General features: G+C 71.2%; 11 protein-coding genes. 5 read left to right on the forward strand and 6 right to left on the reverse strand.

Annotation, left to right across the window (positions count from 1 at the left end; all coding sequences use genetic code 11):
• Positions 1 to 114: 114 nt before the first annotated feature.
• Together ACZ6TD_RS13770 and ACZ6TD_RS13775 are read left to right on the forward strand one after the other, a co-directional pair.
• Positions 115 to 852 (forward strand): FadR/GntR family transcriptional regulator, encoded by a 738-nt coding sequence (locus ACZ6TD_RS13770; RefSeq protein ID WP_471353935.1) that lies wholly within the window; start codon positions 115 to 117, stop codon positions 850 to 852.
• Positions 849 to 1,685 (forward strand): ABC transporter ATP-binding protein, encoded by an 837-nt coding sequence (locus ACZ6TD_RS13775; RefSeq protein ID WP_471353937.1) that lies wholly within the window; start codon positions 849 to 851, stop codon positions 1,683 to 1,685. The genes ACZ6TD_RS13770 and ACZ6TD_RS13775 overlap by 4 nt, the downstream gene beginning before the upstream one ends.
• Before the next feature lie 2 nt (positions 1,686 to 1,687).
• On the opposite strand, the gene ACZ6TD_RS13780 is transcribed toward ACZ6TD_RS13775, so the two are convergent.
• From ACZ6TD_RS13780 to ACZ6TD_RS13790, 3 genes are all read right to left on the reverse strand, one after another.
• Positions 1,688 to 2,935, reverse strand: a complete 1,248-nt coding sequence (locus ACZ6TD_RS13780; RefSeq protein WP_471353939.1) for an SAV2148 family HEPN domain-containing protein — start codon at positions 2,933 to 2,935, stop codon at positions 1,688 to 1,690.
• Between the two features lie 89 nt (positions 2,936 to 3,024).
• Positions 3,025 to 4,353, reverse strand: a complete 1,329-nt coding sequence (locus tag ACZ6TD_RS13785; RefSeq protein ID WP_471353940.1) for a copper amine oxidase — start codon at positions 4,351 to 4,353, stop codon at positions 3,025 to 3,027.
• Positions 4,354 to 4,431: 78 nt separating this feature from the next.
• Positions 4,432 to 5,238, reverse strand: coding sequence for a Tat pathway signal sequence domain protein (locus ACZ6TD_RS13790; RefSeq protein ID WP_471353942.1), 807 nt, complete (start codon positions 5,236 to 5,238; stop codon positions 4,432 to 4,434).
• 233 nt (positions 5,239 to 5,471) lie between these two features.
• Between ACZ6TD_RS13790 and glgX the strand changes: the two genes are divergently transcribed.
• On the forward strand, positions 5,472 to 7,616 hold the full coding sequence (gene glgX / locus ACZ6TD_RS13795; RefSeq protein WP_471353944.1) for a glycogen debranching protein GlgX: 2,145 nt from the start codon (positions 5,472 to 5,474) through the stop codon (positions 7,614 to 7,616).
• A gap of 33 nt (positions 7,617 to 7,649) precedes the next feature.
• Positions 7,650 to 8,741, forward strand: a complete 1,092-nt coding sequence (locus ACZ6TD_RS13800) for an IS630 family transposase (protein ID WP_471353945.1) — start codon at positions 7,650 to 7,652, stop codon at positions 8,739 to 8,741.
• Between the two features lie 14 nt (positions 8,742 to 8,755).
• Here ACZ6TD_RS13800 and ACZ6TD_RS13805 read toward each other — a convergent pair whose 3' ends face one another.
• The 3 genes from ACZ6TD_RS13805 to ACZ6TD_RS13815 all read right to left on the reverse strand — a co-directional run bounded on the left by ACZ6TD_RS13805 (position 8,756) and on the right by ACZ6TD_RS13815 (position 11,045).
• A complete protein-coding gene (locus ACZ6TD_RS13805; protein WP_471353947.1) occupies positions 8,756 to 9,598 on the reverse strand; it encodes a phosphatase PAP2 family protein in 843 nt (280 codons plus the stop codon).
• A gap of 149 nt (positions 9,599 to 9,747) precedes the next feature.
• Positions 9,748 to 10,707 carry a hypothetical protein gene (locus tag ACZ6TD_RS13810; RefSeq protein ID WP_471353949.1) on the reverse strand — a complete coding sequence of 320 codons (960 nt, stop codon included), beginning with the start codon at positions 10,705 to 10,707 and terminating at the stop codon, positions 9,748 to 9,750.
• On the reverse strand, positions 10,704 to 11,045 hold the full coding sequence (locus ACZ6TD_RS13815; protein ID WP_198277689.1) for a PadR family transcriptional regulator: 342 nt from the start codon (positions 11,043 to 11,045) through the stop codon (positions 10,704 to 10,706). The genes ACZ6TD_RS13810 and ACZ6TD_RS13815 overlap by 4 nt, the downstream gene beginning before the upstream one ends.
• Positions 11,046 to 11,246: 201 nt before the next feature.
• Between ACZ6TD_RS13815 and treY the strand changes: the two genes are divergently transcribed.
• The gene (gene treY / locus ACZ6TD_RS13820; protein ID WP_471353951.1) at positions 11,247 to 13,715 is read left to right on the forward strand and encodes a malto-oligosyltrehalose synthase; all 2,469 of its coding nucleotides are present in this window, start codon (positions 11,247 to 11,249) and stop codon (positions 13,713 to 13,715) included.
• The last annotated feature ends 95 nt before the right edge of the window (positions 13,716 to 13,810 follow it).

The following is a 13,810-nucleotide window of genomic DNA, read 5'->3' on the forward strand; positions in this document are numbered from 1 at the left end:
GGCCGGTGCGCCGGACCGAGTCCTCAGACGTCTGAGGACTTTGTGTTAGAGTCCCCGCCGTCCTCGGATGATCGTTCAGGGAGAGGCGGCGCGGTGGCGGCGGAGACGGCACCCTTGCGGCACGGACCCGTGGTGCCACGGGTCGAGAGCGCCCTGCGCGCGATGCTCGCCGAGGGCCGCTGGCGGCCCGGCGAGCGGCTGCCCAACGAAGTGGCGCTCGCCGCCGAACTGGGCGTCGGCCGCTCCTCGGTGCGGGAGGCCGTGCGGCTGCTGGCCCATGACGGGCTGGTCGAGGTGCGCCACGGCTCGGGCACCTACGCCGCGCGGCCCCCGGCCCCCGCCGGGGAGGGCGATATGCGGCGGCTGCTGCGCCGGGCCCGGCTGCGGGAGGTGTACGAGGTGCGCCGCGCCCTCGAGGTCGAGGCCGCCCGGCTGGCCGCCGGGCGCGTCCGCCCCGAGGACATCGGGCGGCTGCGGGACCACCTCGCACTGCGCGAGGAGCGGGCCGGAGGCGATCCGTCCGCCTTCGTGGACGCCGATCTGGCCTTCCACCGGACCGTGGTGGAGCTGTCCGGGAACGCCGTGCTGCTCGGCCTGTTCACCTCCGTCCTGCCGGTGCTGCGCGAGGCGCTGGTGGAGATGGTCAGCCATGAGCCGGCGCTGCCCGATGTGTCGTGCGCCCACGCCGAGCTGCTGGACGGGCTGGCGCGCGGGGACGCCGACGCCGCGATCGCGGCCACGGTCTCCCATCTCGAGGCCGTCATGGAACTCTTCGACAGCGACAGCGACAGCCACAGCCACACCAGCGCGTTCGAAAGCGACACCAGCGAAAAGGAGGTGGCGGCCCCGTGACCGCCCCGGCCGTCCCCGTACTCAGGCTGCGCGAGGTGGATGTGGTGCGCGACGGCACCCCACTGCTGCGCTCGATCTCGCTCACCGTCCACCAGGGCGAGCACTGGGCGCTGCTCGGCTCCAACGGCGCGGGCAAGTCCACCCTGCTCAGCCTGGCGGGCGCGCTGGTGCACCCCACGCGCGGCACGGTGGAGGTCCTCGGCCGCACGCTGGGGCGGGTGGATCTGCGGGAGCTGCGGTCGTTCGTGGGCCATGTGGATCCCCGGCATCCGCTGCGCTCCCCGCTGCGGGTGCGGGACGTGGTGCTCACCGGGCTGACCAACACCGTGGAGCCGGTCCCCCGCCACCGCCCCACCCCCGACCAGCGCGACCGGGCCGACCGGCTGCTGACCACGCTCGGCATGGGCGGGAAGCTGGACGCGCGCTGGCCGACCCTGTCGCAGGGCCAGCGCGGCCGGGTGCTGATCGCCCGGGCGCTGATGCCCCTCCCCCGGCTGCTGCTGCTCGACGAACCGGCCACCGGTCTGGATCTGGCCGCCCGTGAGCAGCTCCTGGAGAGCCTGGACACCCTGCGCCGGGACCACCCCGAACTGGCCACGGTCCTGGTCACCCACCACCTGGAGGAGCTGCCCGCCAGTACCACCCACGCCATGCTGCTGCGCACCGGGGAGTGCCTGGCGTCGGGCGCGGTGGACGAGGTGGTGACCACGGACCACATCACCAAGTGCTTCGACCACCCGGTGCACATCAGCCGCACCGACGGCCGCTGGGCCGCCCGCGCCCTGCGACCCCCGTACCGGGGCGCGGGCTCGTACCCGGGCAGCGATTCCTGAGGTCAGGACACCGGCCGGGAGTCCGCCCAGACGCTCTCGAACTCCTCGCGGTAGGTGCCGAAGAGCCCGCCGTCGCCCTCCTCGGCGCCGCCCTCGCGGACGACCTCGCGGCCCCGTCCGCCGCCGCGCAGCACCAGGACCGGGGCCTCCATGCCCCGGGCCTTGCGCAGATACGACTGGACGACCGCGAGGCCGTCCGCGCCGTCGCCGTTGACCAGGTAGGCGGTGAAGCGGGGCGTCTCGTCGAAGACATGGATCTCGAACGCGCCCGGGTCCCGCAGCCGGGCGCGCACCCGCCGCATATGGAGGATGTTCATCTCCACCGAGCGGCTCATCTCGCCCTTCTTCAGGCCGAGCTCGCGCTCCCGCCGCCGCACCGCGCTGCTCGCCGGGTTGAGGAAGAGCAGCCGGGCCCGGCAGCCGGATTCGGCCAGCCGGACCAGCCGGCGGCCCGAGTAGTTCTGGACCAGGAGGTTGAGCCCGATGCCGACGGCGTCGAGGCGGCGGGCGTTGCCGAAGAGGTCCTCGGCGGGCAGCTGGCGCTGGAGCCGTACGCGGTCGGGATGGACGCCCACCACATCGGCGTAGCGGTCGCCGACGAGGTCCTCGACGGCGTCGATGGGCAGCCGTTCGGCGGAGGGGGAGCCGGTGCCGCTGCCGAGGATCTCCAGCAGCCGGGCGGAGGCCCGCTCGGCCTGGGCGAGGACCGTCTCGGACAGGGCGCGGTTGCGGGAGACCACATTGCGGGAGACCTCCAGCTCGTCCAGGGCCAGCTCCACCTCGCGGCGGTCGTCGAGGTACGGCTCGAAGCACGGCCAGTGCTGGACGAGGAGCTCCCGCAACTGCGGCAGGGTCAGGAAGCTGACGACATTGTCGTCGGCCGGGTCGAGCAGATAGCCCTTGCGCCGGCTGACCTCCCGTACGGCGACCGCCCGCTGCACCCACTCCTGCCCGGCGGGGCCGGCCGCGGCGATGACCCAGTCCTCGCCGTGGACCGGTTCGTAGATGGGCCGCAGCACGGCGCTGACGACCGCGCGCAGCCGCTGTTCCACGAGGTTGAGCCAGATATAGGCCCGCCCGGCCCGGCGTGCGCGCGTGCGCACCTCGCTCCAGGCTTCGGCGCCCCAGTCCAGTTCCGCTCCGATCTCCATCGGCCGCACCAGGGACACCGCGCCGGGAGGTGCGTCGGTGGAGCCATCACCCCCGGGACCTCCGTCACCGGGGGGCAGCTCCAGCCCGCCCGAGCTCACCTGTGCACCGCCTTCCGCCCCCGTCCAACGATCACCGCAGACTACTGCGCTGGCGGGGGCGGTGCGACACTCAGGTCCTGCCTATCAGGTCAACGTGCCTCTTCTGTATGGCCGTTGTGTCCGGACAGTGCAGGCGGCGTGAGGGGATTCATAGCGGTGACATCGCGCGGGGAGAGCTGGAAGCCCTGCCAGTGCACCGGCATCGGCTCCTGATCCTCATCCCGGGCGATGTGATGGAACCCGATGTTGACCCACACGATCGGGTGCTTGAGGGTCTGGCCATTGACCCACCTGTCGACGCTCTTTCCGGCACCGGCGCCGCAGTTGCGCAGATTGTTGCTGGCGAACTGCTCACACTTGTTGTACTCGGTGAAGTAGACGTCGTGTTTGGTGAAACTACGTCCCTGGTACTTGGTGGTGTGGCCGGGAACGATCTCGTAGCTGCGCGGATGGCCGTCCTTGTTCTTGCCCGCCGAGCTGACCACGCGCCACCACCGCGCCGCCGCCGCGTCGCCCGCCAGCTCCTTGGTGACCTTGGTGCGGGTGGTCTTGGTCTTCGGGATCCGCCCCGAGGCCGCGGTGGTCTTGGAGTCGTACTGCTCGACCTTGCTCTTGGGCGAGCCGTCGAGCCCGAAGTTCAGCCGCCAGAAGACGTTGTGGGCATGGCTGGTGGCGTAGTCCTTGGCGCCCTTGCCGATGGGCCAGCCGCGGCCGTCGCCCGCGTCGTAGTCCATCGGGGAGAGCGTGCCGGTGGCGCCGACCTGCATGGTCATGGTGCCGTCACCGGCGAACCGCCACTCGGTGATGTACTCGTACCAGCCGACCTGGTTGACGGTGTAGAGCAGCAGGTCCTTGCCCTGGAGCTGGTAGACCTTGCTCTCCTCGCCCCCGAAGCCGCCCTCGCCCATGCGGTAGGCGTGGCCGCGGGCCCGGGTGGTGGCGCACAGGCCCTTCACATTCGGATGGTCGGGGTCCCAGGCGTCGGGCACCCGCACGGTCTTGATGGTGCCGCCGGGGCATTCGGCCGGGTCCAGCTGCTGGAGCCCCTGGGCGAAGTCCTGCCCGGTGAGGTCGTCATACTCATTGCTGCCGTCGTCGTACGGCACATGGATCTGGCCCAGCTTGGCCGAGGTCAGCACCTTGATCGGGGCGCTTTCGCCCTTGGGCTGGTACGAGACGTCGTCGAGCACGAGCCCGGCCTTGCTCTCGTAGTGCCAGCACATCCGCCAGGTGGTGCCGCCGTCCAGCTTCTGCTCGATTCTGTACGGGGCGCTGCAGTCCGCCGCGGCAGCGGTCCGCGGGGCCGCCTGGGCGCTGCCGACCGGCCCGGCGGCGATCGCCACGGTGCCGAGCAGCGCCGAGGCGCCGATGGCCGCCGCGACCCGGGCACGGGCGCGGCGGAGCCTGCTGTCAGGCATGGGGAGACTCCTGTAATGAAGCGTTGAGGGGTGTGCGAAGCGCCGGTGCCGGGCGCTTCGGCCGTCAGCCGTCGGCGGTCAGCCGAGCTTGGCGACCTTGTGGGCGCTCAGGTCGATCACCATCTGCCGGGTGTCGATCCAGGGGCCGTTCACCACCCGGGTGAACAGCCGCACGCAGCGGTGCTTGCCGCAGTCCTGGACCGAGGCCGGGCCGGGGTTGCTGCCCTCGCCCGCGCGGTAGACGAAGCCGGTGACGGTGAGCTGGTCCGGGCGGGTCAGCGCCTTGCCGGTGGCGTCCTTGAAGTCCTTCTTCAGCCCCTCGCCCAGCTTGTCGGCCATCAGCAGCCGCGCGGCCTCCATCACCTCGTCGCGGTTGGGCGGCGGCTGCACCCCGCGCTGGGTGTCGGTGCCGGTGACCTTGCCGCTGCCGAGGTCGACCGTCTTGGTGACGTAGGTGTCGTCCTTGTAGTCGTAGTACGTCACCTCGGCGCGGCGCGGCGGGTCGGCGGCCCCCACCTCGTCGGGGCTCAGCTCCGCGAGGTCGGTGGAGAGCCGCTCGGGGCCCTTGGCGCCCTTGACGTCCTCACTGCTCATGCGGAAGTCGCGGCCGGCCGCGAGGCTCTGGGCGCGCTTCATCTCGTCGTCGGTCAGCGGATCGCGGCCGCTGCCGGTCTTGCCCTGCTCGGGCGCCTCCTCCACCACGCCGGGCAGCTGCCGGGCCGCCTGGCCCTGCTCCGCCGAGGAGCTCTGGGGTCCCCCACTCGAGCCCTCCTCGCCGGACGCGCTCCCCGGGAGCGTCACCCCGACCATGACCGCCGTGGCGGTGATCGCCACGGCCGCGCCGGCCACCACCTTGCCCAGATGGCGGTGCATCACCTTGCGCACATCCTCCCCCAATCCCCCCTGTCGTCACATCAGACCGCATAGCGGGATACGCGTATGCGTCAGGTCACCCGGTAGGACGAACCGATATGGCCGTAGGTTGCCTCACTTCTGAGGAAGTTCTGTCGAATGAGCGGATGGCTCCGGCCAGTTGGGAAAGGATGCAGGGTCGGTCAGGTTCCGTCCGGTGCCTGGGGTGCTCGCGGCACCCGGAGAAGAAGTGGAAGAGTCGACGCATGCAGGTCTGGCCGGGACAGGCTTATCCCCTTGGCGCCACCTACGACGGCGCCGGAACCAACTTCGCGGTGTTCTCCGAGGCCGCTGTCCGCATCGAGCTGTGCCTCCTGCACGACGACGGCTCGGAGACGGCGGTCGAGCTGCGGGAGTCCGACGCGTTCGTGCGCCACGCCTATCTGCCGGGGATCATGCCGGGGCAGCGCTACGGCTTCCGGGCCCACGGCCCGTACGAACCGGAGCTCGGCCACCGCTGCAATTCCGCCAAGCTGTTGCTGGATCCGTACGCCAAGGCGATCAGCGGGCGGATCGACTGGGGCGAGGAGGTCTACGGCTACCACTTCGGGCGGCCCGACAAGCGCAATGACCTCGACTCCGCCCCGCACACCATGGCGTCGGTGGTGGTCAATCCGTACTTCGACTGGGGCGACGACCGCCCGCCGCGCACCGACTACCACCGCACGGTCATCTACGAGGCGCATGTCAAGGGGCTGACCATGCGCCACCCCCGGCTGCCGGAGGAACTGCGCGGGACCTACGCGGCGCTCGCCCATCCGGCGATCATCGAACACCTGACGGAGCTGGGCGTCACCACGCTGGAACTGATGCCCGTGCACCAGTTCGTCCACGACCACCGGCTGGCCGACGCCGGGCTGGCCAACTACTGGGGCTACAACACCATCGGGTTCTTCGCCCCGCACAACACCTACGCCTCCTGGGGCGACCGGGGCCAGCAGGTGCTGGAGTTCAAATCGGCCGTCCGGGCGCTGCACCAGGCGGGTATCGAGGTCATCCTGGACGTGGTCTACAACCACACGGCCGAGGGCAACCACCTGGGCCCCACGCTCTCCTTCCGGGGCCTGGACAACGCCTCGTACTACCGGCTGACCGAGGACCGCCGGTACTACATGGACACCACCGGCACCGGGAACTCCCTGCTGATGCGGTCCCCGCACGTGCTCCAGCTGATCATGGACTCGCTGCGCTACTGGGTGACCGAGATGCATGTGGACGGCTTCCGCTTCGATCTGGCGGCGACGCTGGCCCGGCAGTTCCACGAGGTGGACCGGCTGTCGTCGTTCTTCGACCTGGTCCAGCAGGATCCGGTGGTGAGCCAGGTGAAGCTGATCGCCGAGCCCTGGGACGTCGGCGAGGGCGGCTACCAGGTCGGCAACTTCCCGCCACTGTGGACCGAGTGGAACGGCAAGTTCCGGGACACCGTGCGGGATCTGTGGCGCGGTGAGCCGAGGACGCTGGCCGAGTTCGCCTCCCGGCTGACCGGCTCCTCCGACCTCTACCAGGGCGACGGGCGGCGCCCGCTGGCCTCGGTCAACTTCGTCACCTGCCATGACGGCTTCACCCTGCGCGACCTGGTGAGCTACGACGAGAAGCACAACGAGGCCAACGGCGAGTCCAACCAGGACGGCGAGAGCTACAACCGGTCCTGGAACTGCGGGGTCGAGGGCGAGACCGACGATCCGGCGGTGCGGACGCTGCGCGAGCGCCAGATGCGCAACTTCATCGCCACCCTGATGCTCTCCCAGGGCGTGCCGATGCTCAGCCACGGCGATGAGTTCGGGCGCACCCAGGGCGGCAACAACAACGCGTACTGCCAGGACAACGAGGTGTCCTGGGTGCGCTGGCCGGATCACGCCAAGGCGCAGGACGGCGAGTGGGAGGACCGCTCGGCGCTGGAGCTGCTGCGCTTCGCCCGCTCGCTGGTGTGGCTGCGCCGCGACCACCCCGTCTTCCGGCGCCGCCGCTTCTTCCACGGGCGGCCGGTGGAGGGCACCCATGACGAGCTGTCGGACATCGCCTGGTTCACCCATGAGGGAGAGGAGATGACGCCGCGCGACTGGCAGGCGGCGCACGCCAAGTCCCTCGCGGTCTTCCTCAACGGCAGCGCGATCTCCGAACCGGGGGCGCGCGGGGAGCGGATCACCGATGACTCGTTCCTGCTGCTGTTCAACGCCCATCACGAGCCGCTGGACTTCGTCGTGCCGATCGACCACGGCAAGCAGTGGCAGGTCATCGTGGACACGGCGGTGGCGGAGGGCGTGGAGCCGGGCGGCGGATCGAAGGTGGCGGCGGGCGACCGGCTGACCCTGGTGGACCGCAGCCTGATGGTGCTGCAACGGCCGGCCTAGTGACCTGAGTCGGAGATTCGTCGTTAGTTCGGTATGAGCCGTCCGGGTCCGAAGATTCCACCGCTGTCACTGACTGATGCCCAGCGGGCGGTGCTGGAGGGGTGGGTGCGTCGTCGCACGACGGCCCAGGCGTTGGCTCAGCGGTCGCGGATCGTGCTGGAGTGCGCGGAGGGCCACTCGATCATGGAGGTGTCGCGCCGGCTGCGGGTCGCCCCGGACACAGTCCGCACCTGGCGGCGACGTTTCCTGGAACATGGCCTGGACGGCTTGTCCGATGAGTCGCGGCCCGGCGTTCCACGGAAGATCACTGATGCCGATGTCGAGCGTCTGATCGTCAAGACGCTGGAAGAGAGCCCGAAGAACGCAACCCACTGGTCCACCAGGTCGATGGCCGCGGCCACGGGAATGTCGCAGTCGGCCATCTCCCGGATCTGGCGGGCGTTTGCCCTGGCCCCGCACCGCACGCAGACGTTCAAGCTGTCCACGGACCCGCTGTTCATCGACAAGGTCCGCGACGTGGTCGGGCTCTACCTCGACCCGCCGGAGAAGGCCCTGGTCCTGTGTGTTGACGAGAAGTCGCAGATCCAGGCGCTGGACCGCTCCCAGCCGGTCCTGCCGATGATGCCCGGCGTTCCCGAGCGTCGCAGCCACGACTACGTCCGGGCCGGTACCACCACCTTGTTCGCCGCTTTGGAAGTGGCGACCGGGAAGGTCATCGGCTCCCTGCACCGTCGGCACCGGGCTGTGGAGTTCAAGAAGTTCCTGGCCAGGCTCGACAAGGAGGTTCCGGCGGGTCTCGATGTGCACCTGATCCTGGACAACTACGCGACCCACAAGACGTCCGAGGTCAAGAAGTGGCTGCTGGCGCACCCGCGCTTCCACCTGCACTTCACGCCCACGAGTTCGTCCTGGCTGAACCTGGTCGAGCGGTGGTTCGCCGAACTCACACAGAAGAAGCTCAAGCGCGGCGTCCACCGCTCCGTCCAGGCTCTCGAACGCGACATCCGGGCATGGCTGGCCGACTGGAACGAGCAGCCGCGACCGTTCGTCTGGACGAAGACAGCCGACGAGATCCTCGACAAAGTCGCCGCCTACTGCCACCGAATCTCCGACTCACGTCACTAGGGGCTGGTGTCTGCTTATAGGTCCGGGGCCCGCCTGGGCCGAGGGGCGCGGCCTGCGGTCTGCGCGAGCCGCGAGGGCAGTATCACCGCGGCGTACCAGACCAGGGCCACGCATACGAACCCCGTCGCCCCGGAGGTCAGTGACCGTGTGAGGGAGTCGTCCCGTGCGCCGCAGACGAGGGCGAGGGCCGCCGACAGAGCCAGGACGACGGCGGGCAGCGCACGGGGGACCGGCATGACGTCTGGAGCGGCGGCGCGCGGCAGCAGCGGCACCAGCCAGGTCGCGAGGGCGGAGCAGGTGCAGGCGATCAGGGTGGCCCCGAGCACGTCGCTGGGCCGGTGGCCGCCCATGGTGGCGGAGGCGGAGGCGACGCAGGCGAGCCACAGCACACCGATCGCGGCGACGTAGGGCCGGATGCGGGGAGCGACGACGAGGACGGCGGCGAGGGTCAGCGCGGCGGGGACGGTCGCGTGCCCGCTGGGGAAGCCCTGGAAGACGAGATTCTCGGGGGCGTTCACCAGGTCGGGGCGGGGCAGGACCTTGTGGAGCACCTCGCCGCCCCCGGCGGTGAGAACGACGATTGCGAGCGCCGCGGACCCCCGCCACCAGTACCGTCCCACCAGGGCGAGGACCACGAGGACGGCCAGACCCACCATCAGAGTGGGCTCGGCGCTCTCTCCCATCGGCGGCATAGGCGTCGAGTCCAACTCCGATCCCGACAAGGGGTAGATCCACGCATCCAGCGAGCCGGCCTCCGAACTGTTGAAGATCCCGTTCTCGGCCCGCTGTCCGACCGGGGTGCAGACGGCGAACAGGTACATCGCCAGGAGTCCAAGGGCGTACAGCAGAGGCGGCATCCACGGCCGTTTTGTACTCGAAGGGCCGGATACGGTGCGGACTTCCGGGGTCTGGCCGGAGGTGTCCGGGCGGTGTGTGGGCAGGGTCGAGCTGTCGTATTGAGTCATCGCTTTCCTTCTTCGTGTGCCTCGTGCGTGGTGCTGGTCCGCTATCCGGCGAGCGGATGGACCCGCCTGCGGTGAGCGGCGATCGCCAGAGCCGGAAGAGGCGCGATCAGGAGGACGAGGACCACCAGCGTCGGCAGGGAATTCATGAACCCGTCCGGCCGGGCGACGATCGCCTGCGTGCGGATGAACGCGACGGCCGCGACGGGAATCAGCCACCGGCGGTCGCCGGTGGCGCCCGTCGCCGCCCACGCGGCGATCACCGCGGCGACTTCGAGGGTGAACAGGCCGCGCTGGAAGGCCGGACTGACAGCGGTCAGCTGGAGGCTCCCGGCCACGAACATGGCGAGCACCACGGGCACCAGCCAGCGGAACGAGTGACGCCGCAGCCGGCCAGTACGACAGACCGCCAGCACGGCGCACGCGATGCACAGCGTCACCGACAGCGCCAGGTCATGGGCCGTGATCGGGGAGCCCAGCCCGTAGTAGCCCAGCCCGTACTTGCCTTCGTGGCCGAAGAGGGTGGAGCTGCGGAAAGTGGCACCGGCGTAGACCATCGCCACCGCGGCCGGCAGCGCGATCCACGCCTTGCCGCGCAGCAGGGCGACCAGGCAGACCAGCGGCAGCAGCCCGTAGGGCAGCAGTCGCGTCTTCGTGCCGGGCCCTTCCGCCCACGGGTACCAGCCGGAGAAGTGGAACGAGATGGCCTGCTGGCCGGGATCGATGTGCAGGGTCCAGTGCCATACGTCCTGGAGGTACGGCACGAGTGCCAGCACGGCGAGGGCGAGGGCCGCCAGATGAACGCCGTCCAGCCACCACGGCCGTGCCGTGTCGTCCACGACGGCACGGGCGCGGGCCCCCAACCCGCCGCGCACCAACGGCACGATCTCCCGTGGCGGAGGCCAGGCGCGGCCGGGATACGCCTCGTCCAGACAGGCCAGCAACTCGTCTCCCTGCCGGGAACGGTAGGACGCGGGGTAGGCCGCGAGCAGGAGACGGTTCATGCCTCCGCCACCCCACGATTCCGTGAGCGTCCGATGACGAAAGCCGCCGCCTGCTGCATCCGCAGCGCCTCCTGGCCGAGCAACTCGGTGCCGTCCTCGGTCAGCCGGTAGTACCGCCGCGCCCGCCCGTCCACCATCTCCTCGTGGTCGGTGGCCACCAGCCCGGCCCGTTCCATCCGCTCCAGCGCGCCGTAGAGCGTGCCGACGGCGATCCGGAGCCGCCCGTCCGTGGCCGTCTCGGCGGCCTTGATGATGCCGTAGCCGTGCAACGGCCCGTCCATGAGCGCGGCGAGGATGAAGAACTGCGGCTCTGTCAGAGACGGATTCTTTCGCGTCATGCATCGAGAATATATCGATGCTCGATATATATCCGCAAGAGGTGCCGGGCGGCCCGGGCGTCGCCCGCACTCGAGCAGCCGCTTCCCACTCCTCCAACGACCCCATCGTCCTGTTGACGCCTTCACCCCGAAGGGTCATCGAAACCCTCAAGTAGATGTCCTTTTTGTGGTGGGGCGCGCCCGGTGGGTACGTACGTTCATATGACGGCTGCCCCCGGCACACCCACCGCCACCTACCGCCTCCAGCTCCAGCCCGCCTTCCCCTTCGCCGCGGCGGAGCGAGCGGTGCCGTATCTGGCCTCGCTCGGCGTCTCCCATCTGCATCTGTCCCCCGTGCTGGAAGCGGTGCCCGGCTCCACCCACGGCTATGACGTGGTGGACCACTCCGCCGTCCGGGCCGAACTGGGCGGCGCGGAGGGCCTGCGCGCGCTCGCCCGTACGGCGCGGGCGCACGGCCTCGGGCTGATCGTCGACATCGTCCCGAACCATATGGCCGCCCCCGCCCCCGAGTGGCTCAACGCCCCGCTGTGGGGGGTGCTGCGGGAGGGCCCGGAGTCGCCGTACGCGCGGTGGTTCGACATCGACTGGCGGACCCACGGCGGCAAGGTGCTGCTGCCGGTGCTCGGCGGTCCGCTCGGCGAGGAGTGGGAGCGGCTGCGGGTCGAGGACGGGACGCTGCGCTACTACGACCACGCCTTCCCGCTGCGGCCCGGCACCGAGGGGCTGTCGCTCGCCGAGCTGCTGGACGCCCAGTGGTACCGGCTCGGCTGGTGGCGGCTGGCCCGCACCGAGCTCAACTACCGGCGGTTCTTCACCATCTCCGAGCTGATCGCGGTGCGGGTGGAGGACCCGGAGGTGTTCGCCGCGACCCATGCCACGCTGCTGGAGCTGGTGCGGGACGGGGTCGTGGACGGGCTGCGGATCGACCACCCGGACGGGCTCGCCGACCCGGAGGGCTATGTGCGGCGGCTGGACGGGGCGGTGCGGGCGGCGACGGGAGACGGCGGCCGGTGGACGGTGGTCGAGAAGATCCTCGCCCGGGACGAGCGGCTGCCCGCCGCCTGGCCGGTCGCCGGGACCACCGGCTATGACGCGCTGCACCACATCGACGGGCTCTTCGTGGACCCGGACGGCCTGGAGAAGCTGACCGCTCTCTACCGCGCCTTCGCCGCTCCCCCGGCCGACCTGGGCGGCGACTGGGCCGCGACGGTCCGCCGCGCCGCCCATGAGGTGGTCACGCATGAGCTGGCCGCCGAGGTGGAACGGCTGACGCGCACCGCCTCCCGGATCTGCGCGGCCGATCCCCGGCTGCGCGACCACGCGCCCTGGGCGCTGCGCACGGCGATCCGGGAGCTGCTGGTGCGGCTGCCGGTCTACCGTCCGTACGCCGCCGTGGGCGGCCCGCCCGCGACGGACGCCGACGCGGTGATGCTGCGCTCGGCGGCGGCGGACGCCCGCGAGGCGTTCACGGTAGCGCAGGAGGCCCAGGTGCTGCGGGTGGTGCGGGACGCGGCGCTGGGCGGGCTCGGGGACGGCCCGGACCACCGCGACTTCTGCGCCCGCTTCGCTCAGACTGCGGCCGCGCTGCGCGCCAAGTCGGTCGAGGACACCGCCTTCTACCGTTACGCCCCGCTGCTGTCGGCCGCCGAGGTGGGCGGCGATCCGGGCCGGCCGGCCGTGGCCCCGGAGGAGTTCCACGCCTTCTCGGCCCGGCGCCTGAGGGACTGGCCCGCCACGGGCACGGTGCTCTCCACGCATGACACCAAGCGCAGCGCGGACGCCCGGGCCCGGCTCGCGGCGCTCACCGAAGGCCCGGGCTGGTGGGGGCGGACGGTGGAGGAGCTGACTCGCTCGGCCACCGCCCCCGCCTCCGATCCCCATCTGGCCTGGACGGCCTGGCAGACCGCGCTCGCGCTGGGCCCCGGAGGCCACGGGGACGCCGAACGGCTGGTCCCGGCCGTGCTCAAGGCGGTGCGCGAGGCGGGGCTGCGGACGACGTGGACGGAGCAGAACGCGGCGTACGAGGCGGAGGTGACCGCCTTCCTGGAAGCCGGGCCCTGCGCGGCCGACCCGTCGGTGTGGGCCGCGATCGACGCCGAACTCGACGGTCCGGCGCGGGCCAACGCGCTCGGCGCCGCCCTGCTCCACCTCACCATGCCGGGCGTCCCCGACCTCTATATGGGCACCGAGCGCGTCTATACGGCCCTCGTCGACCCGGACAACCGCCGCCCGCCCGAGCTGGGCGGCGAACCGGCGGACGGCCCGTCGGCCGAAAAGCTGCTGCTCACCCGGGCGGCACTGAACCTGCGACGAGAGCATCCGGGGTGGTTCGGCCCCGGGAGTACGTATACGCCCCTGCTCGCCTCCGGTCCGTCCGCCGAGCACTGCGTGGCCTTCTTACGGACGGACGGCACGGACAGCACAGACGGCACGGACGGCACGGACGGCACGGACGGCACGGACGGCACGGACAGCGCACACGGCGGCGCCGTCACCGTGGTCACCCGGCTGTCGCGGCGGCTGGCGGAGGCGGGCGGCTGGGGCGCCACCCGGCTGCCGCTGCCACCGGGCGGCTGGCGGGACCTGCTGACCGGGCGGACCGCCGAGGGCTCGACAGCGCTGGATGAGCTGCTGTCCCGGCTTCCGGTGGCGCTGCTGGTCCGGATCTGACGCGCCCACCGGAACGGCCCGACCGGACTCATGGGAACGGTCCGTCCGGGCCCACCGGAACGGTTCGCCCAGCGCCCTGCCTGACGGCCCGCCAG

Source organism: Streptomyces yongxingensis, assembly GCF_055597465.1.

Bases quoted from the DNA above. Each gene is read 5' to 3' on its own strand.
- ACZ6TD_RS13805 (WP_471353947.1), bottom strand. From the start codon at position 9,598: ATGCCGCCTCTGCTGTACGCCCTTGGACTCCTGGCGATGTACCTGTTC.
- ACZ6TD_RS13785 (WP_471353940.1), bottom strand. From the start codon at position 4,353: ATGCCTGACAGCAGGCTCCGCCGCGCCCGTGCCCGGGTCGCGGCGGCC.
- ACZ6TD_RS13810 (WP_471353949.1), bottom strand. From the start codon at position 10,707: ATGAACCGTCTCCTGCTCGCGGCCTACCCCGCGTCCTACCGTTCCCGG.
- ACZ6TD_RS13800 (WP_471353945.1), top strand. From the start codon at position 7,650: ATGAGCCGTCCGGGTCCGAAGATTCCACCGCTGTCACTGACTGATGCC.
- glgX (WP_471353944.1), top strand. From the start codon at position 5,472: ATGCAGGTCTGGCCGGGACAGGCTTATCCCCTTGGCGCCACCTACGAC.
- ACZ6TD_RS13815 (WP_198277689.1), bottom strand. From the start codon at position 11,045: ATGACGCGAAAGAATCCGTCTCTGACAGAGCCGCAGTTCTTCATCCTC.
- treY (WP_471353951.1), top strand. From the start codon at position 11,247: ATGACGGCTGCCCCCGGCACACCCACCGCCACCTACCGCCTCCAGCTC.